Origin of the sequence: Streptomyces sp. NPDC060028, assembly GCF_042736725.1 — a bacterium.
Lineage (GTDB): Bacteria > Actinomycetota > Actinomycetes > Streptomycetales > Streptomycetaceae > Streptomyces.
The window spans coordinates 33,548-56,271 of the sequence record NZ_JBHWVJ010000048.1 but is presented as its reverse complement, the minus strand read 5'-3'; the positions used below and the strand labels follow the sequence as shown (position 1 = coordinate 56,271).

At 73.2% G+C, this 22,724-nt stretch carries 18 protein-coding genes, 1 tRNA gene and 1 pseudogene; 6 read left to right on the top strand and 14 right to left on the bottom strand.

Going from position 1 to position 22,724, the window contains the following annotated elements:
• Positions 1–51: 51 nt before the first annotated feature.
• The 4 genes from ACFWBF_RS23310 to ACFWBF_RS23295 all read right to left on the bottom strand — a co-directional run bounded on the left by ACFWBF_RS23310 (position 52) and on the right by ACFWBF_RS23295 (position 3,552).
• On the bottom strand, positions 52–699 hold the full coding sequence (locus ACFWBF_RS23310) for a class F sortase (RefSeq protein ID WP_385605110.1): 648 nt from the start codon (positions 697–699) through the stop codon (positions 52–54).
• Positions 700–831: 132 nt separating this feature from the next.
• Positions 832–1,374: a hypothetical protein gene (locus ACFWBF_RS23305; RefSeq protein WP_385605108.1), complete on the bottom strand. Its 543-nt coding sequence runs from the start codon at positions 1,372–1,374 to the stop codon at positions 832–834.
• 205 nt (positions 1,375–1,579) lie between these two features.
• The gene (locus tag ACFWBF_RS23300; RefSeq protein WP_385605105.1) at positions 1,580–2,854 is read right to left on the bottom strand and encodes an ATP-binding protein; all 1,275 of its coding nucleotides are present in this window, start codon (positions 2,852–2,854) and stop codon (positions 1,580–1,582) included.
• Positions 2,851–3,552 carry a hypothetical protein gene (locus ACFWBF_RS23295; RefSeq protein ID WP_385605102.1) on the bottom strand — a complete coding sequence of 234 codons (702 nt, stop codon included), beginning with the start codon at positions 3,550–3,552 and terminating at the stop codon, positions 2,851–2,853. The genes ACFWBF_RS23300 and ACFWBF_RS23295 overlap by 4 nt, the downstream gene beginning before the upstream one ends.
• A gap of 168 nt (positions 3,553–3,720) precedes the next feature.
• Here ACFWBF_RS23295 and ACFWBF_RS23290 point away from each other — a divergent pair, with 168 nt between their 5' ends.
• The gene (locus tag ACFWBF_RS23290; protein WP_385605099.1) at positions 3,721–4,182 is read left to right on the top strand and encodes a gamma-glutamylcyclotransferase family protein; all 462 of its coding nucleotides are present in this window, start codon (positions 3,721–3,723) and stop codon (positions 4,180–4,182) included.
• A gap of 21 nt (positions 4,183–4,203) precedes the next feature.
• Here the strand turns inward: ACFWBF_RS23290 and dnaG are convergent, their stop codons facing one another.
• The 4 genes and pseudogenes from dnaG to ACFWBF_RS23270 all read right to left on the bottom strand — a co-directional run bounded on the left by dnaG (position 4,204) and on the right by ACFWBF_RS23270 (position 9,769).
• Positions 4,204–6,114: a DNA primase gene (dnaG, locus tag ACFWBF_RS23285; protein WP_385605097.1), complete on the bottom strand. Its 1,911-nt coding sequence runs from the start codon at positions 6,112–6,114 to the stop codon at positions 4,204–4,206.
• 34 nt (positions 6,115–6,148) lie between these two features.
• A complete protein-coding gene (locus ACFWBF_RS23280) occupies positions 6,149–7,423 on the bottom strand; it encodes an NAD(P)/FAD-dependent oxidoreductase (RefSeq protein ID WP_385605094.1) in 1,275 nt (424 codons plus the stop codon).
• Between the two features lie 93 nt (positions 7,424–7,516).
• The gene (locus ACFWBF_RS23275) at positions 7,517–8,857 is read right to left on the bottom strand and encodes a deoxyguanosinetriphosphate triphosphohydrolase (protein ID WP_385605092.1); all 1,341 of its coding nucleotides are present in this window, start codon (positions 8,855–8,857) and stop codon (positions 7,517–7,519) included.
• A 55-nt stretch (positions 8,858–8,912) separates the two neighbouring features.
• Positions 8,913–9,769, bottom strand: a pseudogene (locus tag ACFWBF_RS23270) (sirohydrochlorin chelatase).
• Positions 9,770–10,089: 320 nt separating this feature from the next.
• Here ACFWBF_RS23270 and ACFWBF_RS23265 point away from each other — a divergent pair.
• The 3 genes from ACFWBF_RS23265 (at position 10,090) to ACFWBF_RS23255 (ending at position 13,756) form a co-directional block, all read left to right on the top strand.
• A complete protein-coding gene (locus ACFWBF_RS23265; RefSeq protein WP_385605113.1) occupies positions 10,090–10,704 on the top strand; it encodes a vancomycin high temperature exclusion protein in 615 nt (204 codons plus the stop codon).
• A gap of 68 nt (positions 10,705–10,772) precedes the next feature.
• The gene (locus ACFWBF_RS23260; protein WP_385605089.1) at positions 10,773–11,543 is read left to right on the top strand and encodes a glucose 1-dehydrogenase; all 771 of its coding nucleotides are present in this window, start codon (positions 10,773–10,775) and stop codon (positions 11,541–11,543) included.
• Positions 11,544–11,677: 134 nt separating this feature from the next.
• A complete protein-coding gene (locus tag ACFWBF_RS23255) occupies positions 11,678–13,756 on the top strand; it encodes a molybdopterin oxidoreductase family protein (protein ID WP_385605086.1) in 2,079 nt (692 codons plus the stop codon).
• On the opposite strand, the gene ACFWBF_RS23250 is transcribed toward ACFWBF_RS23255, so the two are convergent.
• Positions 13,722–14,726: a nucleotidyl transferase AbiEii/AbiGii toxin family protein gene (locus tag ACFWBF_RS23250; RefSeq protein WP_385605083.1), complete on the bottom strand. Its 1,005-nt coding sequence runs from the start codon at positions 14,724–14,726 to the stop codon at positions 13,722–13,724. The genes ACFWBF_RS23255 and ACFWBF_RS23250 overlap by 35 nt on opposite strands.
• Positions 14,723–15,334 (bottom strand): hypothetical protein, encoded by a 612-nt coding sequence (locus ACFWBF_RS23245; RefSeq protein WP_385605080.1) that lies wholly within the window; start codon positions 15,332–15,334, stop codon positions 14,723–14,725. The genes ACFWBF_RS23250 and ACFWBF_RS23245 overlap by 4 nt, the downstream gene beginning before the upstream one ends.
• 93 nt (positions 15,335–15,427) lie before the next feature.
• Between ACFWBF_RS23245 and ACFWBF_RS23240 the strand changes: the two genes are divergently transcribed.
• Positions 15,428–16,573: an RNA polymerase sigma factor gene (locus tag ACFWBF_RS23240; protein WP_385605078.1), complete on the top strand. Its 1,146-nt coding sequence runs from the start codon at positions 15,428–15,430 to the stop codon at positions 16,571–16,573.
• A 92-nt stretch (positions 16,574–16,665) separates the two neighbouring features.
• Here the strand turns inward: ACFWBF_RS23240 and ACFWBF_RS23235 are convergent, their stop codons facing one another.
• The 4 genes from ACFWBF_RS23235 to ACFWBF_RS23220 form a co-directional block, all read right to left on the bottom strand.
• Positions 16,666–18,588 carry an ABC transporter ATP-binding protein gene (locus tag ACFWBF_RS23235; RefSeq protein WP_385605075.1) on the bottom strand — a complete coding sequence of 641 codons (1,923 nt, stop codon included), beginning with the start codon at positions 18,586–18,588 and terminating at the stop codon, positions 16,666–16,668.
• On the bottom strand, positions 18,585–20,318 hold the full coding sequence (locus ACFWBF_RS23230; RefSeq protein ID WP_385605073.1) for an ABC transporter ATP-binding protein: 1,734 nt from the start codon (positions 20,316–20,318) through the stop codon (positions 18,585–18,587). Before ACFWBF_RS23230 ends, ACFWBF_RS23235 begins: the two co-directional genes overlap by 4 nt.
• A gap of 167 nt (positions 20,319–20,485) precedes the next feature.
• A complete protein-coding gene (locus ACFWBF_RS23225) occupies positions 20,486–21,940 on the bottom strand; it encodes an FGGY family carbohydrate kinase (RefSeq protein WP_385605071.1) in 1,455 nt (484 codons plus the stop codon).
• 138 nt (positions 21,941–22,078) lie between these two features.
• Entirely contained in the window at positions 22,079–22,384 is a 306-nt protein-coding gene (locus ACFWBF_RS23220; RefSeq protein WP_385605068.1) for a YtxH domain-containing protein, read from the bottom strand.
• 146 nt (positions 22,385–22,530) lie between these two features.
• On the opposite strand from ACFWBF_RS23220, the gene ACFWBF_RS23215 reads away from it, so the two are divergent.
• Positions 22,531–22,603 (top strand) — tRNA-Asn (locus tag ACFWBF_RS23215).
• Positions 22,604–22,724 lie beyond the last annotated feature (121 nt).

Below are 22,724 nucleotides of genomic sequence, written 5' to 3'. Positions count from 1 at the left end.
GATCCTCGACTCCCTCGCCCGTTTCTGCCGACGAATCTCCGGCGCAGGACACTAGTACGTCCCCGTCAGGTGCGCGAAGACGACGACGTTGCCGTGGTAGCCGCTGCGCGGTGAGAAGCCGCCGCCGCAGGTGATGACCCGGAGCTCGGCGCGCGCCGACGGGCCGTACACCCGCGAATCGGGGAAGGCCTGGGCGTCGTAGACCTCGACCGCGTGCACGGTGAACACGGCTGTACGGCCGTCCGCGCGCGGGACCTCGATGACGGCGCCGCGGCGCAGCGCGCCCAGGTGGTAGAAGACCGCCGGGCCGGTGGCGTTGTCCACGTGCCCGGCGATGACGGCGGTGCCGGTGGCGCCGGGGGTGGTGCCCTCGCGGTACCACCCGGCCAGGTCGCCCCGGGCCGGCGGCGGTACCTGGAGGCTGCCGTCGCGCTCCAGGCCGAGCCCGGTCAGCGGGGCGTCGACCCGAATGGACGGAATGCGGATCCGGGTCGGCGGCGAGCCGGGGAGCGGGGTGACGCCGGGGCCCGCGGCCTGGGCGGTCAGGGCGCTGAGCGCCTCGGCGGGGGAGGGCAGCGGCGGCCCGATCCGCTCCTGGGAGCCGCTGCTCACGAGCCAGATGCCGACGCAGGCGGAGAGTGCGACGAGCCCCACGTGACGGGCGGTGGGGGTCCGGTCGCTCCGGAAGGCGCCACCCATGCGTGCCCCCTCGGCTGTATCGGTGCGGGGTGAGTGGCCGTCGCCCGGCCCCGCGAACGGGGGGGACCTCGCGGGGCGGGCGACGGGGGACGGTACCGGTCGGACCGCGGCCGGAGCCGCGGTGGGCGTCCGTCAGCTCCGCGTGCCGCTCGCCCGGCGACGCAGGAGCCAGGTACCGCCGACGGCGGTGACGGCCAGCACTGCCGCTCCCGCCGCGATCTTGGCGGGGTTGGTGGTGGTGGTCGTGCCACCGCCCACCCCGGTGTTGACGTGGCCCTGCGGGCCGCGCTCGGTGACGACGAGGTCGCCGGTGGCGAACTTGCCGTTCGCGCAGGTCGCGCCGATGCCGTAGGTGCCGGGGCGGGTGTCGCGGGCGACCTGGAACTGTCCCACGACCACCTCCTTGTGGGTGCCCGGGACCAGCTTGAAGCGGCCGCCGCCGACCGTCGTCGCATCGCCGTCGGCATGGCTGGAGTGGCCGCAGGCGGTGGTGTTCACGGTGACGGTGGTGCCGGGGGCGGCCGACTTGGGCCACACCTCCAGGCGGGCGAAGTCGCCGGGCGCGAAGCTCACCATGCCGAGGTCCACGGCGGCGACCGCACCGGCCACCGGGCCGGTGAACGCGACGGCGGTCAGCGCGGCGGCGGTGAGCGCGTGGGCGGTGCTTCGGCGCATGGAGGCTCTCCTGGGGACACGGGGTCCTGGGGACACGGGGTCGTGTTCTCCGAGGTAACCCGGACCGCCGGGCACGCGCCTGCTGATGCCCCGTCAGCTCGGCCCGCGCTCCCCCCACTCCGGGATTGTTTCCGCAGGTCAGGCCAGGTCACAAGGCCACCCGCGACCACCACCCCGTCCGGGTGATTCCGCGCCGTCCCAAGGGTCAGGCCGGGGGCAGCAGCACCGTCGCGCAGGCGCCGGTGGGCCGGGGGTTGGCCAGGGCCACCCGGGCGCCGATGACCTGGGCCTGACCGAGCGCGATGGTCAGGCCCAGCCCGGTGCCCTGGCCCCGCTCGGCGGCGCCCGTCAGGAAGCGCTGCGGCCCCTCGCGCAGCAGCTTCTCCGGGAAGCCCGGGCCCCGGTCCCGTACCGTCACGGTCGTCCCCGCCACCGTCACCGTGACCGGGCCCCGACCGTGCCGCCGCGCGTTGACCAGCAGGTTCGTCAGGATGCGTTCGAGGCGCCGCGCATCGGTGCTGACGTACGCCGACCCCCGCGCGCCCTCGACCTCGGCCGCCACCCCCGAGCGCCGGGTGATCGACTCCACCAAGGGCCCCAGCAGGTGCGCCTCCAACTGCGCCTCCTCTCGGTTCGCGTCCAGCCGGGCCACCTCCAGCAGGTCCTCGGTCAGCGTGCGCAGCGCCGAGACCCGGTCCCGTACCAGCTCCGTGGGCCGCCCCGGCGGCAGCAGTTCGGCGGCCGTGTGCAGCCCGGTCAGCGGGGTGCGCAGCTCGTGCGCCACGTCGGCGGTGAACCGCTGCTCCGCTTCCAGCCGCCGCTGGAGGCTGGCCGCCATCGTGTCCACGGCCGAGGACAGCTCGGCGACCTCGTCCCGCGTCCCGGGCAGCCCCGACGGGCCGATCCGCGCGTCCAGTTCGCCCGCGCTGATCCGGCGGGCCGTCTCCGCCGCCGTGCGCAGCTCCCTGCTCAGCCGGCTGGCCAGCACCGCCCCGCCGGCCGCCGCGAGCGCCACGATCACGGCCCCGTACGCCACCAGCTGCCCGTCCAGCTCGGCGAGTTCCTCGCGCTGGGCCGCCAGGGACTGCCGTACGGACAGCACGTGCTCGCCGCCGAGCGGCCGGGCGGCCCAGACCGAGGGCTCCGGGCCGTTCATGTCGAGGTAGGTGGTGCGGCTCCCGTTGAGGGCCGCCGCCCGCAGCGCGTCCGGCAACTCCTCGGAGTCGACCCGGGCATCGGCCTCGCCGACCTTGTCGGCGTCGAGCCGGCCGGTCAGCTCGTACACCTGCCGGACCCGGATCAACTGGTTCGTGGCGCTCTCGCGCGCCGCTTCGCCGATCTGGCGGGCACGGGCGTCGTGGATCAGCAGGCCGATGGCGACCGCGACGAGCGAGCAGCCGACGGCGAGCAGGACGGAGATCTTCCAGCGCAGGCCGAGAGCCCGCAGCAGGTGGCGGCAGCGGATCAGGGCGGGCTTCACGGGGCGCTCCGTCCTTTCTCGGCGGGGCAGCCGGGTGTCGGGGCCGGTCTGACGTCGGTGTCGGTCTCGCAGCCGGGGCCGGGCTTGAGGAAACGTTTCTCGTCGTTGACCACCGTCATCCGGTCGCCGTCCCAGTGGTAGCGGACGGCCTGCTCGGCGCCGTCGTCGGAGGCGGTGCGGACCAGCAGGTCGGTGCCGACGGCCTCGACGGCCATCTGCCGGCCGACCGTGTGGAGGACGGCGACGACCTTGCCGCGCACCACCGAGTACACGGCCAGCACCGTACGGCCGGTCGCGATGTCGGCGGCGACGATCAGCTCCGGCTTCCCGTCCCCGGTCAGGTCCCGGTGGACGGCCGGACGCAGCCCGGCCCGCCCGGGACCGGTGATCCGGCCCTTGTCCGCGTACGGCCGCATCCGCGGGTCCGCGCGCATGACCTCGGCCGGATCCACCGCGGCGAGCCCCTGCGGCCCCACCTCGGGCGCGTCCTTGAGCGGCGTCGGCGGAGCCTCCCGCCGGCCCACCGCGGCGCCGGGCGCTTCGACCCAGGCGGGCCACAGCGACTCGGGGCGCGGCTGGACCGACACCGGGGACACCCGGGCGCCCGGGCCCAGCCCGCCGGGTGCGGCGCAGCCGCCGGCGGCGAGTGCGCAGGCGCACAGGAGGGCGGCGGTGAAACGGCGGGACGAAGGCGTCATGGAGGCAGAACCGAGGGGGCCGGGAGCAGTGGTGACCGACGGTAGACGCCGAGGGTCACGGGTACCGGGAGGTTGTGTAACAGGGGTGCGTACGGTGGAGTCCGCAGGCCGATTCGGTACTTTCGGCCAGGCACGCCGACTGCCCCGTCGTATCCGAGGGAGGGCCCCATGACATCGGTCGTTCGGCCACACGATCCACCCGATCCGCCCGCTCCGACCGCGCCGCTGCCGTTCTTCGTCTACGGGACGCTGCGCCCGGGCGAGGTCAACCACGACCTCTTCCTGCGCGGCCGCACCGTCGCGCAGGAGCCCGCCCGGCTCCCGGACGCGGCGCTGTACGCGGGCCCCGGATACCCGTACGCGACGGACCGCCCCGGCTCGACCGTGGTCGGGGAGCTGATCACCGCCGCGCCGGGCGCGTACGGGGAGCTGCTGGCCGAACTCGACCTGCTGGAGGAGTACGGGGGCCCGGGCCGCCCGGGCAACGTATACGACCGGATCGCCCGCGAGGCGCTGCGGCCCGACGGCACGCCGGTACGCGCCTGGGTCTACCTGGCGTCCCCGCTGCTCGCCCGCGACCTGCGGGAGTCCGGCACCGAGATACCGGGCGGCGACTGGTTCAGACGCTGAACCCGGGGCCCCGCCGGGGTCCTACAGGCCCTCGGCCCCGCGGTTGCGCAGGCGCTGCCCGTACTGCTGGAGGACCCACAACTCCTCCTGGACGGCGGCCAGCTGCTCCGGCGGGGCCTGCGGGCCCAGCCGGGACATCGTGCCCTGGATCTCGTGGACCCGGCGGTCGACGGCGCGCAGGCGCACCTGGACCAGCTGGACCCCCGCGTAGATCTCGTCCACCGTCTTCGCGTGGATGGCCTCGACCGCCAGCTCCGTGACGAGCGCGCGGACGGTGTCGTTCGGGGCGGCCTCGCGGACGCGGGCCAGGTAGTCCTCGGTGCCGAGCGAGGCGCCGCCCGCGTCCTGGACGGCCTGGCGCACGGCGGCGTACGGCGGGGCGGTGAACTCGTCCGTCCCGTACGCGTCGAAGGCCGGGGAGACCAGGGCGGGGCGCTGGAGCGCCAGCTTGAGCAGTTCGCGCTCGGTGCGGTGGGCGGGGCTGCGCAGGTTCAGGGCGGGGCCGCCGGCCGGCCGGTCGGCGGGCGAGGGGGCGGCCTCGTAGGAACGGCCGCCGCCACCACCCCTGCCTTGCTGCTGCGGCTGGCCGCCGCGATCGCGGGCCCAGCGGGCCAGCTGCGCCACCCGCTTGACGACGAACTGCTCGTCGCGGATGCCGAGCATCCCCGCCAGCTGCACCGCCGACTCGTGCTGGATGGCGATGTTCTTGATGTTGGCGACGACCGGCGCCGCCTCGTCCAGCGCGGCGGCGCGCCCCGCCGGGTTCTCCAGGTTGTGCCGGGCCACGATGTGCCGCAGCGCGAACTCGAACAGCGGAGTGCGGCACTCCACCAGTCCGGACACGGCCGCGTCGCCCTGGGCGAGGCGCAGGTCGCAGGGGTCCATGCCGCCCGGGGTGATGGCGATCGAGGTCTCGGCGGCGAACTTCTGGTCGTCCTCGAAGGCGCGCAGCGCCGCCTTCTGCCCGGCCGCGTCGCCGTCGAAGGTGAAGATCACCTCGGCGGTGGCGTTGTCCATCAGCAGCCGGCGCAGGATCTTGATGTGGTCGCCGCCGAAGGCGGTGCCGCAGGTGGCGATCGCGGTGGTGACCCCGGCCATGTGGCAGGCCATCACGTCGGTGTAGCCCTCGACCACGACCGCCCGGGAGGTCTTCGCGATCTCCTTCTTCGCCAGGTCGATGCCGTACAGCACCTGGGACTTCTTGTAGATGGCCGTCTCGGGGGTGTTCAGGTATTTGGGGCCGTTGTCGTCGTCGCGCAGCTTGCGCGCGCCGAAGCCGACCACCTCGCCGCTGATGTCGCGGATCGGCCACATCAGCCGGCCCCGGAAGCGGTCGATCGGCTTGCCGCTGCGGCTGTCCTGGGCGAGCCCGGAGGTGATCAGTTCCTTGTCGCTGAAGCCCTTGCCGCGCAGGAAGCGGGTCAGGTGGTCCCAGCCGGCCGGGCTGTAGCCGACGCTGAAGTGGGCGGCCGCGGCCTGGTCGAAGCCGCGCTCGGCCAGGAACTTGCGGCCGATCTCGGCCTCGGCGCCGTCGAGCTGTTCGACGTAGAAATCGGCGGCGGCCTTGTGCGCCTCGACCAGCCGGATGCGCTCGCCGCGGCCGCTGGTGCCGGCGGTGTAGCCGCCCTCTTCGTACCGCAGGGTGATGCCGGCCTGGCCGGCCAGGCGCTCCACCGCCTCCGAGAAGGAGAGGTGGTCGATCTTCATGATGAAGTCGAGGGTGTCCCCGCCCGCCTGGCAGCCGAAGCAGTGGTAGAGACCCTTGCTGGGGCTGACCTGGAAGGACGGGGACTTCTCGTCGTGGAAGGGGCACAGGCCCTTGAGGTTGCCGCCGCCCGCATTGCGCAGCTGGAGGTAGTCGGAGACCACGGCGTCGATCGGGACCGCGTCCCGTACCGCCTTCACGTCGTCGTCGTTGATCCGTCCTGCCACGCACGAAGTCTACGGCCGGACACCGACAAACCCGTCAGGCCCCCTCCGCCGGCACCAGTGACGAAAGCGGAACTGACGGGTCCGCCAGCTTCTCGCGGTCCACCGGCGCCTTCGACCTGATCAGGGACTGGATGTGTTCGGTGACATCCCACACATTTACGTTCATCCCGGCCAGCACCCGCCCGTCCGACAGCCAGAAGGCGATGAACTCCCGCTTGCCCACGTCGCCGCGGATCAGCACCTGGTCGTAGCCGCCCGGCGGGGCGTACCCCGAGTACTCCAGGCCCACGTCGTACTGGTCGGAGAAGAAGTACGGCACCCGGTCGTAGCTGACCTCCTGCCCCAGCATCGCCCGCGCCGCGGCCGGACCGCCGTTGAGCGCGTTGGCCCAGTGCTCGACCCGCAGCCGCGCCCCGAGCACCGGGTGGTGGGCGGCGGCCACGTCCCCGACGGCGAAGACGTCCGGGTCGGAGGTGCGCAGCGAGGCGTCCACGGCGATGCCGCCGCCGTGCTCCCGGTCCACCAGGGCGAGCCCGGAGGTCTCGGCGAGCGCGGTCCGCGGCGCGGCCCCGATCGCCGCGAGGACGGCGTGCGCCGGGTGCTCCTCGCCGTCGTCCGTACGGGCGGCCAGCACCATGCCGTCGTGCCCGACGATCTCGGTCAGCCGGGACCCGAAGTGGAAGCGCACCCCGTGGTCGGTGTGCAGGTCCCCGAAGAGCCGGCCCACCTCGGGACCCAGCACCGCGTGCAGCGGAGTGGCCTCCGGCTCGACCACGGTGACCTCGGCCCCGTACCCGCGGGCCGCCGCGGCCACCTCCAGGCCGATCCAGCCGGCGCCCGCGATCAGCAGGTGGCCGTTGTCCCGGCCCAGGCCCGCCAGCGCCTTGCGCAGCCGCTCGGCGTGCGCGAGCCGGCGCAGGTGGTGCACCCCGACCAGCTCCGTGCCGGGGATGTCGAGGCGCCGCGGCTCGGCGCCCGTGGCCAGCAGCAGCTTGTCGTAGTGCAGCGCCGTCCCGTCGCCGAGGACCACCTTCTTGGCGTCCCGGTCCAGCTGCACCGCCGGCTGGCCCAGGTGTAGCTCGATGTCGGAGCGCGCGTACCAGGACGCCTCGTGCACGAAGACGCTGTCGCGCTCCTCCTTCCCCGTCAGGTACCCCTTGGACAGCGGGGGTCGCTCGTAGGGATGGTCGCGCTCGTCACCGATCAGGATCACCCGCCCGGTGAACCCCTCGGACCTCAGCGTTTCGGCCGCCTTTGCCCCGGCGAGCCCTGCGCCGACAATGACGAACGTCCGGTGTGCGTCGACCACCTGATGCCTCCTCATAACCTCTCCGCCACATGCGACCACATGCGAGCGTCCCGCACTGAGCCTGCCGCGTGAAGGGGGAGTGGCCCGATCAGCTCACCCTTCGGCGCGTCGCGTGCGCAGGGTGAGGCGCGCGTGCAGGGAGCGCGCGGAGGCGTCCGTGAGAGCCGCGATCTGGTCGATGACCGCGCGTTTACGGGCCTTGTCGTCCGGCGCGGCATCGAAGATCGCCCGGAACTGCGGGTCCAGGCCCTCCGGCGCGCGGGCACTGAGCGCCTCCGCCAGTTCGGCCAGGACGATGCGCTGGTCGGCGCGGATCCGCTCCTGCTCGTCGCGCTGCATGACGTACAGGTCGGCGACCGCCTTGAGCACCGCGCACTCGTTGCGAGCCTCGCGCGGGACCACCAGCTCCGCCGCGTACCGGGTGAGGCGGCCGGAGCCGTACGCCTCGCGCGTGGCGCCCTCGGCGGCCAGGCAGAAGCGGCCGATCAGCTGGCTGGTGGCGTCCTTCAGCCGGGCCTGGGCCACGGCCGAGCCGTCGTAGCCGTGCGGCCACCACTCCTGCTCCAGCAAACGGTCCAGCGCCTCCCGCAGTTCCTCGGGCTCGGTGTCGGCCGGCACGTAGCGGCCGATCGCGACCCGCCAGATGGCGGTGCGCTCGGGCTCGGCGAAGAGCAGGTTGGGGTCGAGGTGGCCGGCGTGCAGGCCGTCCTCGAAGTCGTGGACGGAGTACGCGACGTCGTCGGCCCAGTCCATCACCTGGGCCTCGAAGCACTTGCGGTCCGCCGGCGCGCCGCGGCGCAGCCACTCGAAGACCGGCAGGTCGTCGTCGTACGCCCCGAACTTCACCGAACCGGGGTCGGTGGGGTGGTCCCCGCGGGCCCAGGGGTACTTGGTGGCGGCGTCCAGGCAGGCCCGGGTGAGGTTGAGGCCGACGCTGACCAGCTCGCCGCTCGCGGGATCGGTGACGAACCGCTTGGGCTCCAGCCGGGTCAGCAGCCGCAGCGACTGGGCGTTGCCCTCGAAGCCGCCGCAGTCCTTGGCGAACTCGTTGAGCGCCTCCTCGCCGTTGTGCCCGAACGGCGGGTGGCCCATGTCGTGCGACAGACAGGCGGCCTCGACGAGGTCGGGGTCGCAGCCCAGCGCCGCGCCGAGCTCGCGGCCGACCTGCGCGCATTCGAGGGAGTGGGTGAGCCGCGTACGAGGACTCGCGTCCCAGTCGTACGAGCGCGTGCCGGGGGTGACGACCTGGGTCTTCCCGGCGAGGCGGCGCAGCGAGGCGGAATGCAGCACGCGGGCGCGGTCGCGCTGGAAGGCGGTGCGCCCGGGGCGCTTGTCGGGCTCGGCGGCCCAGCGCTCGGTGTCGGCCGGGATGTAGGCCGCCGGTGCGGGGTCGGATGCCGGGGCGGATGCGGGGGCGTGCGCTGTGCCTTCCATGCTCAGACGTTAACCGCAGACACCGACAATCCGAGCAATCCGAACCGACGGGGTCTCACGCGAGGGAGGCGCTGGCCAGTTCCAGCGGGTGGCCCGGGTGGGCCAGGGCCTCCTCGTAGCGCTGTACGACCAGCCGGGCCAGCGCCGGGTGGGCGCCGAGCGGAGCGGCGGCCGCGCACTGGGCGGCGAAGCGGCCGGGCGCGATGAAGTACGAGGCGACCGCGACCCGGTGGCGGCCCCGGGCGGCGAGCGCGCGCACGGCTTCGGGCACGGAGGGCGCGGCGGAGGCGTATGCGGGCACGACGGGCACCCCGCCGAGGCGTTCGCCGAGCAGCGCGGCGGTGTGCCGGCTGTCGGCGGCGGAGTCGGGGTCACGGGACCCGGCGCCGGCCAGTACGACCGCCGTGCCCGGGGTCCAGCCGGCCTCCAGGAGCCGCTCGAACAGAGCCTCGACGAGCAGCGGATGCGGCCCGAGCGGGGCGGCGATCCGGGTGCGCAGGTGCCCCGCGCGGGCGGCGGCGGCCGGCAGGTCCCGCTTGACGTGCGTGCCGCGCCCGAGGAGCAGCGGCACCAGGACGGCCGACCCGGTGGCATCCCGCAGGGTGTCGCCGAGCAGTGGCCGGTTCAGCTCGATGTGCCCGAGCCGGACGTCGAGACGGGGGCGGAGCTCGCGGACCCGCTCCAGGAGCGCGAGGACGGTGTGCGGGGCGCGGGGGTCGCGGCTGCCGTGGGCCACGGCGACGAGGGTGGGCTGCATACGGGGACTCCGTGCTCTCGGGGCCGTGACCGGGGCGGGCGCAGACCGCTGAGCTGCGTGCCGAGCTGGGTGGTGATCCGCGACAGCAGCTCCGCGGTGGTGGCGGGGGGAAGCGGGAGGGGCAGGGACTCGCGAGGGTGCACCGGCTCCGTCATGAACCGATCCTGCGGGGCGGAGGTTGCGTGGGCGTTGCGCGGGGGTGACAGGTGTTTTCCACCTCCTCACCGGGCCGGGGCGCGCCGCGTGCGGCGGCGGCGTGACCGGCGGCTGAAACCGCGTGCCCGCGGCCGGCGTCCTGAGCAGGTACGACCGGTACTACCAGGGGGAAACCGTCATGCGCAGAACGCGCCCGAGACCGCTCACGCGCCCGAGACCGCTCACGTGCCTGAGACCGCTGCCGAACGGCATCGCGCGCCGGGCCGGGGCGCTGCTGCCGCGCACCGTACGGGCGCGGCGGCGCACGGTGCAGGCCGTCATGGCGGCCTGCGTGCTGGCGCTGCTCCCCTCGGCCTGGACGCACGCGGCGGCCGCCCCGAGGCTGCGCACCACGGCCGACGCGCCCGCCGCCGAGGTGGCCGTGGTCTTCGGCGCGGGCCTGTGGAACGGCCGCCCCACGCCCTACCTGGCCGACCGGCTCGACGCCGCCGCCGAGCTGTACCGCGCCGGCAAGGTCAAGGTGGTGCTGGTCACCGGGGACAACAGCCGTACCGAGTACGACGAGCCCGACGCGATGCGCACGTACCTGACGGGCCACGGGGTGCCGGACGGGCGGATCGTCAGCGACTTCGCGGGCTTCGACACGTGGGACTCCTGCGTCCGCGCCCGGAAGATCTTCGGGGTGCGGCGGGCGGTGCTGATCAGCCAGGGCTTCCACATCCGCCGGGCCGTCGCCCTGTGCCAGGCCGCGGGCCTGGACGCGTACGGGGTCGGGGTGGCCGACGTACACGACGCGACCTGGTACTACGGCGGCGCCCGCGAGGTCTTCGCGGCGGGCAAGGCGGTGCTGGACGCGGTCTTCCAGCCGCAGCCGCGCTTCCTGGGGCCCAAGGAGGAAGGGGTGTCGCGGGCCCTGGGTGCTCTGGCAGACTGACGCGCCGCCCGGCTGGTTCGAACAGCCGCAAGCACGCACGCACGCACGAGCATCAGGGGTGGGGAACCGTGGCCGTCGTGGATCTGAGCGGCAAGGTCGTCGTCATCACCGGCGCGGCCCGCGGTCTGGGCGCGGCGGCCGCGCGGGCCGTCGTCGACGGTGGCGGCCGGGTGCTGATCACCGACGTGCTGGAGGCTGAGGGCGCGCAGAGCGCCGCGGAGCTCGGGGACGCGGCCCGCTTCCTGCGGCACGACGTGACCAGCGAGGCCGACTGGCAGACCGCCCTGGACCACGCCGTGGCCGAGTTCGGCCGCATCGACGGTCTGGTGAACAACGCCGGCATCGCCACCGGCCAGTTCCTGGAGCACGAGAGCGTCGAGCACTTCCGCCGGGTCGTCGAGATCAACCTCGTCGGCGTGTTCATCGGCATGAAGGCCGCGATACCGCTGCTGCGCGCGAACGGCGGCGGCTCGATCGTCAACATCTCCTCCGCCGCCGGGCTCACCGGCCTCGCGCTCACCGCCGGGTACGGCGCCTCCAAGTGGGGCGTGCGCGGCCTGTCCAAGATCGGCGCGGTCGAACTCGCCGAGGCCCGGATCCGCGTCAACTCCGTACATCCCGGCATGACGCTCACCCCGATGACCGCCCCGGTCGGCATCCAGGCCGGCGAGGGCAACCACCCCGGCGCCCCGCTGGGCCGGGTGGCCCTGCCCGAGGAGATCGCGTCGGCGGTCGTCTTCCTCCTCTCCGACGCCGCCGGCTACGTGACGGGCGCGGAACTCGCGGTCGACGGCGGCTGGACGGCGGGCCTGACGGCGAAGCACCTCACCGGGCAGTAGCCCCGGGGGCGCGGTACGCGCGCGCCGCCCCCGGCCCCCTCACCGGGACCGCCGGGCGGCGCTGAGGCCGAACACCCCCGGCCGTAACGCGGGGCGGCGGCCGCCCGTAACACCGCCGTCGCACGCTGGGCCGTATGCACACCCCGGACGCTGCCGCCGCCACCGCCACGCACTGCCCGTACTGCGCGCTGCAGTGCGGCATGAACCTGCGCCCCGAGCCGGGCGGCCGCAGCGTCACGGTGGAGGAGCGGGACTTCCCCGTGAACCAGGGCGCGCTGTGCGGGAAGGGCCGCACCGCCCCCGCCGTTCTGTCCTCCCGGGCACGGCTGACCGAGCCGCTCGTGCGGACCCGCGCGGGGCAGCTCGCCCCGGCCACCTGGCAGGACGCGCTCGACGCCGTCGCCGGGGGACTCGCCCGCACGCAGCGCGCGTACGGACCGGACGCGGTCGGCGTCTTCGGCGGCGGCGGCCTGACGAACGAGAAGGCCTACGCCCTCGGCAAGTTCGCCCGGGTCGCCCTGCGGACCTCGCAGATCGACTACAACGGCCGCTTCTGCATGTCCTCGGCGGCCGCCGCGCACCAGCGGGCCTTCGGGCTCGACCGGGGCCTGCCCTTCCCGCTGGAGGACATCCCCCGGACCGGCTGCGTGATCCTCGTCGGATCCAACCCCGCCGAGACCATGCCCCCGGCCCTGCGCTACTTCCGGGAACTGCGCGAGAACGGCGGCACGCTGATCGTGGTGGACCCGCGCCGCACGCGGACCGCCGAGCAGGCCGACCTGCACCTCGCCCCCCGCCCCGGCACCGACCTCGCGCTCGCCCTGGGCCTGCTGCACCTGGTGGTGGCGCAGGGGCGCACCGACGAGGAGTTCATCGCCGCGCGCACCACCGGCTGGGAGGAGGCCCGGGCGGCCGCGATGTCGCACTGGCCGGAGCTGGTGGAGCGGATCACCGGCGTACCCGTGCCCAAGCTCCGCGAAGCCGTCGCGATGTTCTGCGAGCCCTCCGCCGCGATGGTCCTCACCGCCCGCGGCCCCGAGCAGCAGTCCAAGGGCACCGACACCGTCGGCGCCTGGATCAACCTCTGCCTCGCCACCGGCCGCGCCGGCCGCCCGCTCTCCGGATACGGATGCCTCACCGGCCAGGGCAACGGCCAGGGCGGCCGCGAACACGGCCAGAAGGCCGACCAGCTCCCCGGCTACCGCAAGCTCACCGACCCGGCGGCGCGGGCGCACGTCGCCGGCGTGTGGGGCGTCGACCCCGACACCCTCCCCGGCCCGGGCCGCAGCGCGTACGAACTCCTCGACGCGCTCGGCACGGACGTCAAGGCCCTGCTCCTGATGGGCTCCAACCCGGTGGTCTCCGCCCCGCACGCCGGACACGTCGAGGAGCGCATCCGCTCCCTGGACTTCCTCGCGGTGGCCGACGTGGTCCTCTCCGAGACCGCCGCCCTCGCCGACGTGGTCCTGCCCGTCACCCAGTGGGCCGAGGAGACCGGCACCACCACCAACCTGGAGGGACGCGTCCTGCTGCGCCGCCGGGCCCTGTCCCCGCCGCCGGGCGTGCGCAGCGACCTGGAGGTCCTGCACGGCCTGGCGGCCCGGCTGGGCGTCGAGAAGGGCTTCCCCACCGCCCCCGAGGAGGTCTTCGAGGAACTGCGGCGCGCCTCGGCCGGCGGCCCCGCGGACTACTCCGGCATCTCCTACGCCCGCATCGAGGCGGAGCAGGGCGTCTTCTGGCCCTGCCCGGAAGGCTCCCCCGGCACGGAGCGGCTCTTCCTGGACGCCTTCGCCACCGACGACGGCCGGGCCCGCTTCACCGCCGCCTGCCACCGCGACGCCGCCGAGGTCCCCGACGCGCAGTACCCGCTCCTGCTCACCACCGGCCGGGTCGTCGCCCAGTACCAGTCGGGCGCGCAGACCCGCCGCGTGGCCGAGCTCAACGAGGCGGCGCCGGGCCCCTTCGTGGAACTCCACCCGCGCCTCGCGGCCCGTATCGGCGCGGTCGACGGCACCCCGCTCGCGGTCACCTCCCGCCGCGGCCGCGCGGTGGCCCCGGCCCGCATCACCGACGCCATCCGCGCGGACACGGTCTTCATGCCGTTCCACTGGCCGGGCGAGGGCCGCGCCAACACCCTCACCAATCCGGCCCTGGACCCGGTCTCCCGCATGCCGGAATTCAAAACCTGCGCGGTCCGCGTCGAGCCGGCCTAGGAGCCTTCGGGGCTGCCGCGAAGGTGGGCGCCAGTGCCGTCAGCAGGCGCCGGGCGTGGTCCTCCTCGGAGCCGGAGATCCCCGGATACTCGGCGATGAAGTGCCGCCACTCGTGGCCGACGGTCCCGTACGCCGCGATGTCCTCCAGGGTGACCCCGGGGTTCGGTAGCGGCTGCTCGGGCGCGAGCCGGAACACCTGGTCCAGCAGCGCGTACGGCAGGGGATACCGCTCGGCCAGCAGGACGGCGTCGTACAGGTCCTTCCCCTGCGGGTGGGCGTCGCCGACCAGCCACAGCAGCTTCCAGGCCAGGGAGAGGGCAGGCGAGGCCGCCAGGACCACTGCTCCGCAGACCAGTTCCACCGGCTCGGGTTCGGCGGGCAGCCGCTCGTTGAAGACGAAGTCCATCTGGACCTGTCCGGCCGGCAGCCCGGGTACTTCCCAGGGCAGCACCATCCGCAGGCCGGGGACCCGGTCGTACGTCCAGATGTCCTCGCAGACCGCGCCGGACTCCTTGACCCCGGCCCGCCCGGCCGCGTCGGCGGCGATCCCTTCGAGCATCCGCGCCGTCTGCGCGTCGTCGATGTTCCAGCTCCGCGGTACGACCACGAAGTCCAGATCCCCGGGCTCCCGCGCGGCCTCCCCGAACCAGTCGGCGAGGAGCACGCTCCCTCGCAGCACCAGTGCGTCCCCCCACCGCGACTCTGAGACCGTCAGCAGTACGGCGTCCATCGCCGCCCGCCGCGCCGCCAGCCACGCGGCCGTCCGCTCGGGATCGTCGAAGACCGGGTCACCGGCCCGATAGGCGCGGCTGAAGTGCTTCAGGGACGGGTCGAAGACCGATCGCTGCCGCACGTCGCTCCCGGCCACGGGCCGCAGCGTCAGCGGAAGGTCCCGCGCCCTGCGCGTCTCCTCGCCCAGCGGCTCCCTCGGCAGCTCGTCGTCGCTCCAGTCGAACTTCCCCCACGTCATCGCGCGTCCCCCTGCTCGATCCACCCGTCGTCCACCGACAGGTCACTGTCGTACAGCACGAACTCCCGCTCCTCCGAGCGGATTTCGTACCCGGCCCCCGCCAGTGCCGCTGCCAGCGCGTCGCACGCGGCCGTGGCCTGCGGGGCCGTGCCGCGGCAGCGTTGGGTCACGAAGCGTTCGTGGCGGCCCCCGGCCAGGCCGGCGGCGGCGCGGCGGGCGTTCCAGGACACGTGCGCCGCGTGGCGGGAGGCCAGGGACTCCAGGGCCGGGCGGTCCCAGTCGGCCGGGAGCAGCAGCTTGAGGTGGTGCTCGAAGTAGCCGCCGCCCGGCCCCGGGCGGTCCGTGGTCCAGGGGACGGTCTCCACCTTGACCCGGACCGGCTCGAAGCCGGCCGCCCGCAGCCGCGGCACCAGCGCCTCGTGCCCCGTGCGGTCCGGCAGCGTCAGCATCGGCTGCGACACCATCCGGCCCCGGGCCAGCACGATGTGCGTCACCTTCAACTGCTGCTCCCCGGCCCACGTTTCGAGACGTGCCAGCTCCGGCGGGCCGGGGCAGCGCACCGTCACGTGGGTTTCGTACTCGGCCATGGAATCGATCTTCTCGGACATGCGTCCGATCCGCATCGGGGTTCTCGGCGGGGGGTAACCATCCGGTCACGCGCCGGACTCAGAAAGTGCTCGCACGCCCCTCGTGGCAGCGATGTGTCGTACCCCACACTGAGGTGCGGCGCCGCCCCCGTCCTCGGAGCCCTGGAGGTCGCCCCCGTGCAGACCCAGATCCTGACAGTCAACGCGAGCCCGCCCGCCGACGCCGCCCTGGCCGAAGAGCCCGAGGCAGAGGCCGATGCCGTGGACGAGGAGCCCGAGGTCCAGGAGTTGACCGAGCAGCAGGTGCCGCCGCAGCGAAAACGCGGCACCGACGGCGCGGGCGGGGCGGGACCCTCCGCCGACCTGTTCCGGCAGTACCTGCGCGAGATAGGCAGGATCCCGCTGCTCACCGCCGTCGAGGAGGTCGAGCTCGCGCGGCGCGTGGAAGCCGGCCTGTTCGCCGAGGAGAAGCTCGGCAGCGGGGCCGCCCTCGACCTTCAACTCACGCTCGACCTGGACAAGCTCGTCGTCATGGGGCGGATGGCCAAGCGCCGCCTCATCGAGTCGAACCTGCGGCTCGTCGTCTCCGTCGCGAAGCGCTACGTCGGCCGCGGACTCACCATGCTGGACCTCGTCCAGGAGGGGAACCTCGGCCTCATCCGGGCCGTTGAGAAGTTCGACTACGCCCGCGGCTACAAGTTCTCCACCTATGCCACCTGGTGGATCCGCCAGGCGATGTCCCGGGCCCTCGCCGACCAGGCCCGGACCATCCGCGTGCCGGTCCACGTCGTGGAGCTGATCAACCGCGTCGTCCGCGTCCAGCGCCGCATGCTGCAGGAGCGCGGATACGAGCCCACCGCCGAAGAGGTCGCGATCCACCTGGAGCTGACCCCCGAGCGGGTCCTCGAAGTGCTGCGCCTCGCCCAGGAGCCCGTCTCCCTCCACGCGCCGGTGGGCGAGGAGGACGACGTCGCGCTCGGGGACCTGATCGAGGACGGGGACGCCGCCTCACCCGCGGAGTCGGCCGCGTTCTTCCTGCTGCGCGAGCACCTGGAAGCCGTGCTGTCCACCCTCGGCGAGCGCGAGCGCAAGGTCGTGCAGCTGCGGTACGGGCTCGCAGACGGGCGGCCGCGCACCCTGGAGGAGATCGGGCGGATCTTCGGCGTGACCCGCGAGCGGATCCGGCAGATCGAGTCCAAGACCCTCAACAAGCTGCGCGATCACGCCTTCGCCGACCAGCTGCGGGGATATCTCGACTGAGACGGATGAGACGGCACGGGAAGACGAGAAGGGGTGCCCCCGGATGAGGGCACCCCCTGCGCCGTGCAATGCGTTGCCATGCAACGCAACCGTCAGTCGACCTCGGCCACCGCCTGCGCGAACTGCGCCGCGTACAGCCGCGCGTACGCGCCGTCCGAGTCCAGCAGCCCCTCGTGCGTGCCCTGCTCCACGATCGAACCGTTCTCCATCACCAGGATCAGGTCCGCGTCGCGGATGGTGGACAGCCGGTGCGCGATCACGAAGGACGTACGGCCGTGCGCGAGGCGCGCCATCGCCTTCTGGATCAGCACCTCGGTACGGGTGTCCACCGAGCTCGTCGCCTCGTCGAGCACCAGGATCACCGGGTCCGACAGGAACGCCCGGGCGATGGTGATCAGCTGCTTCTCGCCGGCGCTGACGCCCGCGCCCTCGTCGTCCAGCACGGTGTCGTAGCCGTCCGGCAGGGTGCGGATGAAGCGGTCCGCGTGCGCGGCCCGCGCCGCCTCCTCGATCTCGGCGCGCGTGACCTCGCGCGAGGCACCGTAGGCGATGTTCTGCGCGATGGTGCCGCCGAACAGCCAGGTGTCCTGGAGCACCATGCCGATGCCGCCGCGCAGTTCCTCGCGGGTCATCTTCGCGATGTCCACCCCGTCCAGGGCGATCTCGCCGCCCGTGACCTCGTAGAAACGCATCAGCAGGTTGACGAGCGTGGTCTTGCCGGCGCCCGTCGGGCCGACGATGGCGACCGTCTGGCCCGGCTCCACGCTCAGTGAGAGGTTCTCGATGAGCGGCTTGTCGGGCTCGTAGCGGAAGGCCACCTTGTCGAGGGTGACCTGGCCGCGCAGGGTCTGCGGACGCTCCGGAACCTCCGCGTCCGGCTCCTGCTCCTCCGCGTCCAGCAGCTCGTAGACACGCTCCGCCGAGGCGACGCCGGACTGCACCAGGTTCGCCATCGACGCGACCTGGGTCAGCGGCATCGAGAACTGGCGCGAGTACTGGATGAAGGCCTGCACGTCACCGATCGACAGGGTGCCCGAGGCGACCCGCAGCCCGCCGACGACCGCGATCAGCACGTAGTTGATGTTCGAGATGAACAGCATCACCGGCTGCATGATGCCGCTGACCAGCTGCGCCTTGAAAGAGGCACGGAACAGCGCCTCGTTCTGCTCGGCGAAGAGGGCCGCGGACTCCTTCTGCCGCCCGAAGACCTTGACCAGCGTGTGGCCCGAGTACATCTCCTCCACGTGCGCGTTGAGCGCGCCCGTGGACTTCCACTGCGCCACGAACTGCGGCTGCGACTTCTTGCCGATCTTCGCCGCGACGAAGATCGAGACCGGTACGGACACCAGCGCGACCAGCGCCAACAGCGGCGAGATCCAGAACATCATCGCCAGCACGCCGACGATCGTCAGCAGCGAGTTGAGCAGCTGCCCCATCGTCTGCTGGAGCGTCTGCCCGATGTTGTCGATGTCGTTCGTGGCCCGGCTGAGCACCTCGCCGCGCTTCTGCTGGTCGAAGTACGACAGCGGCAGCCGCGACAGCTTCGCCTGCAGCTCCTCGCGCATCCGGTACACGGTGCCGTTCATGACGTGGTTCGAGAGCCTGGTGGCCACCAGCATCAGCAGGCCCGCCAGGGTGAACACGACGAGCGCCCAGATCGCCACGACCCCGACGGCGCCGAAGTCGATGCCCTTGCCGGGGGTGAAGTCGGTGCCGGACAACATGTCCGCCATCCCGCCCTGACCCCTGTCGCGCAACCCCTGGAGCGCCTGCTCCTTGGTGGTCCCGGCGGGCATCTGACGGCCCACGATCCCCGCGAAGACGAGGTCGGTGGCCTTGCCCAGGATCTTCGGCCCCATCACCGTGAAGGCGACGCTGCCGAAGACGGCGGCGACCATGCCCCAGATCTTGATCCGGTCCTCGGCGATCTGGCTCAGCAGCCGCTTCCCCGAACCCTTGAAGTCCATGGACCGCTGGGCCGGCCCCATCATCATCCGTCCTCCGGGCCCGCTCATGCGGCCTCCGCCTCCGTCAGCTGGGAGAGCACGATCTCCCGGTAGGTCTCATTGCCGGCCATCAGCTCGTGGTGGCGTCCCTCGCCCACCACCTGGCCCTCGTCGAGGACGATGATCCGGTCGGCGTCGCGGATGGTCGACACCCGCTGCGCCACGATGACCACGGTCGCGTCCTCGGTCTCGCGGGCGAGCGCCGCGCGCAGCGCCGCGTCCGTCGCGTAGTCCAGGGCCGAGAAGGAGTCGTCGAAGAGGTAGATCTCCGGGCGCTGCACGAGCGTGCGGGCGATGGCGAGGCGCTGGCGCTGGCCGCCGGAGACATTGGTTCCGCCCTGCGAGACGGGCGCGTCGAGCCCGCCTTCCAGCTCGGAGACGAAGTCCTTGGCCTGCGCCACTTCCAGTGCGCGCCACAGCTCTTCGTCGGTGGCCTCCGGGCGGCCGTAGCGCAGGTTGGAAGCGACGGTTCCGGAGAAGAGGTACGGCTTCTGCGGGACCATGCCGACCGTTCTGGCGAGCAGCTCCGGGTCGAGGCGGCGTACGTCCACCCCGTCGACGAGCACCTCGCCGCCGGTCGCGTCGAAGAGCCGGGGGACCAGGCCCAGCAGCGTGGACTTGCCGCTGCCGGTGGAGCCGATCACCGCGGTGGTCTCGCCGGCGCGGGCCGTCAGGTCCACCCCGCGCAGCACCGGGGCCTCGGCGCCCGGGTAGCGGAAGTCGGCGCCGCGCAGCTCCAGCTGTCCGTGCCGGGAGAGCTCGTACACCGCATCGGTGGGCGGGACGACGCTCGACTCGGTGTCCAGGACCTCCTGGATCCGCTCGGCGCAGACCTCGGCGCGCGGCACCATCATGAACATGAAGGTGGCCATCATCACGGACATGACGATCTGGAGCAGGTAGGCGAGGAAGGCCGTCAGCTGGCCGATCTCCATGCCGCCGCTGTCGACGCGCATCGCGCCGAACCAGATGACGGCGACGCTGGAGATGTTCACGACCACGATGACGGTGGGGAACATCAGCGCGAGGAGCTTGCCGGCCGCCAGCGAGACACCGGTGAGGTCGGCGTTCGCGTCGCGGAAACGGTCCTTCTCGTATCCGTCGCGGATGAAGGCGCGGATCACGCGGTTGCCGGTGATCTGCTCGCGCAGCACCCGGTTCACGGTGTCCAGGCGGACCTGCATCTGCCGGAAGAGGGGCCGCGTGCGGAAGACGATCGCGCCGACGGACACACCGAGGACGGGCACCACGGCGAGGAGGACGCTCGACAGCTTCACGTCGAGCGAGAGCGCCATGAAGATGCCGCCGACGCACATGATCGGCGCCGAGACCATCAGGGTGAAGGTCATCAGCACCAGCATCTGGACCTGCTGGACGTCGTTCGTCGTACGGGTGATCAGCGACGGAGCGCCGAAGTGGCCGAGCTCGCGCGCGGAGAAGCTCTGCACGCGGTCGAAGACGGCGGCCCGGACGTCCCGGCCGAGGGCCGCGGCGGTGCGGGCGCCGAAGTAGACGGCGCCGGCGTTGCAGATGAGCTGGACGAGCGAGACGCCGAGCATGAGGGCGCCGAAGCGCAGGATGTAGCCCGTGTCGCCGTTGACGACACCGTTGTCAATGATGTCCGCGTTCAGCGTGGGCAGGTAGAGGCTCGCGCTGGTCTGCAGCAGCTGCAGCAGGACCAGCACGGAGATCGGTTTCCGGTACGGACCCAGGTGGGTCCGCAGAAGTCGTATGAGCACGCGTAGGCTCCGGTCGGCAAGATCGAGGGGTCGATCCATCTTCGGCCAACAGGGCCCCCGAACCCCAACGCTTTTCGCAAAGCCCGGTCAAAAGGAGTAGTCGCCCCGCGCGGGGTCCCAAGTCTCGGGGCGTACCCGGACCGGCGCCCCGGCTGGAACGCGCCCGGCTAGAACCCCCCCGGCTGGAACGCGCCCGGGTGGATCTGCTCCCGCGTCGCGATGTACTGCTGGCGCACCGCCTGCCACGCCGGGAACTCCTCGTCCGGCTCGAAGACCTGCGCCGCCGGAGCCGGCCACACCGGCGGGATGTGCGGGGCCAGCGTGCCCTGCGCCACACCGAGCGCCCACGCCGCCTGGCGGGCCGCGCCCAGCGCCGCGTAATCGGCCGGCGCCGGTACGACGATCTGCGTACCGAACAGCCCCGGCGCGAAGGCCTGTACGGCGGGCAGCTCGGCCGCCGCGCCCAGCAGGAACACCCGCCGGATCTCCACCCCGCGGCTGCGCAGCACGTCGAGGGCGTCCACCAGCCCGCACAGCATGCCCTCGAAGGAGGCCCGGGCCAGGTGTTCCGGCTTCATCGAGTCCCGCCGCAGCCCGGACAGGGTCCCGGCGGTGTGCGGCAGGTTCGGCGTCCGCTCACCCTCCAGGTACGGCAGGAGTACGAGTCCGTGCGCGCCCGGTGTCGACTTCAGCGCGAGCGCGCTCAGCCCCTCCAGATCGGTGCCCAGCAGCTCGGCGGTGCCGCGCAGGGCCCGTACCGCGTTGGAGGTGTTCACCACCGGCAGGTGCATGCCACCGGCGTCGGCGAGGGAGGTGATCAGACCGCCCGGCTCCGACAGCGCCTCGTGGTGCACGGCCATCACCGACCCCGAGGCCCCCAGCGAGACCACCGCGTCGCCGGGGCCGAGGCCCAGCCCGAGGGCGGCGGCCATGGTCTCGCCGGTACCCGCGGAGATCAGCAGCCCCTCGGGCGTGGTCCCGGCGGCGTCGGCCGGGCCGAGCACCTCGGGCAGCAGCGCCCGGTGCCCGAGCGCCAGCTCGACCAGGTCGGGGCGCCACGAACCGGTGGCCGCCGACCAGTACCCGGTCCCGGAGGCGCCGCCCCGGTCGGTGGTCCGCCGGGCCGGGCGGCCCAGCAGCTGCCACACCAGCCAGTCGTGCGCGGACATCAGCACGGCCGCCCGCCGGGCCGCCTCCGGCTCGGCGCGGGCCAGCCAGGCCAGCTTCGCGACGGGCTGCGCGGAGTGCGGGACGGAGCCCACGGCCTCGGCCCAGGCCTGCCGGCCGCCGAGCCGCTCGATGAGGTCGGCGGCGGCGACCTGCCCGCGCTTGTCGTTGCCGACCAGCGCCGGGCGCACGAGGCCGCCCTGCGCGTCGAGGGGGAGCAGGCCGTGCTGCTGCGCGGAGACCCCGATGGCCTGGACCCCTTCGAGGAGCCCGCCGCTCGCGGCCTCGCCGAGCGAGAGCAGCCACGCCTGCGGATCGGTTTCGTGGGGGACGGCCTCGCCTGTGGGCTGCGGATGGGGGGCGTACCCCTGGCGCAGCACGGCGCCCGTCTCGGTGTCACAGACGACTATGCGAGTGAAGGCGGAAGAACTGTCCAGCCCGGCGACTATCCCCATGCGGGAGATTCTGCCGCACGCCCGGCGAACTTCCGCCGCCTCGGGCCCCGGAAACCTCCGGGGCCCCCGACGCGCAGGGGGCCCCGGAGGTTTCGGCGCCGGTCAGTGCCGGTCACCGCGGGTCGGCATGGGGTCCCGTCAGGTGTTGCTCGTACCCCACTCGTCCTCGCCCGTACCGCCCCTGACCCGGCCGCGCAGGCTGCGTACCCGCCCGGCCAGCGAGGCCGGCACCGCGTCGCCGACCTTGTCGCCCACGGCGGCGAAGGCCCGGCCCGCGAACTGCCGCCCGCTCTGGCCCGCGGTTTCGGCGGCGTTGCGCACCGCGGGGTTCTGCGCGAGCTCCCGGGCGGACTTCTTCATCTGCTCGTACCGCTCGCGTCCGGCCCGGGTCCCGAGGACGTACCCGAGGGCCAGTCCGACCACGAACGTGACCTTGTACCGCATGCCTGTCACCTTTCGTCGTGTGGTGCCCGGCCTGCTGGCGATACCGATTGGCGGAGCACCCCCCTGCTTGCGCTAATCTATGACTCGCAACGGACACTCGCCCCCCGGCACAGGCCGGAGGTGGGCTGTTCGGTGCACCGCAGCAATCCCCTGTAGCTCAATTGGCAGAGCAGCCGACTGTTAATCGGCAGGTTACTGGTTCGAGTCCAGTCGGGGGAGCAAGAAAGAACGAGGACCCCCAGTGGGTCCTCTTCTTTTTTGCCCTGTCCACGGAACCGGGCAGCACTCGGCGCGGTCTCTCTGAGCAGGCGAAGCCGATCATGCGAGGCATCCGGAGCAG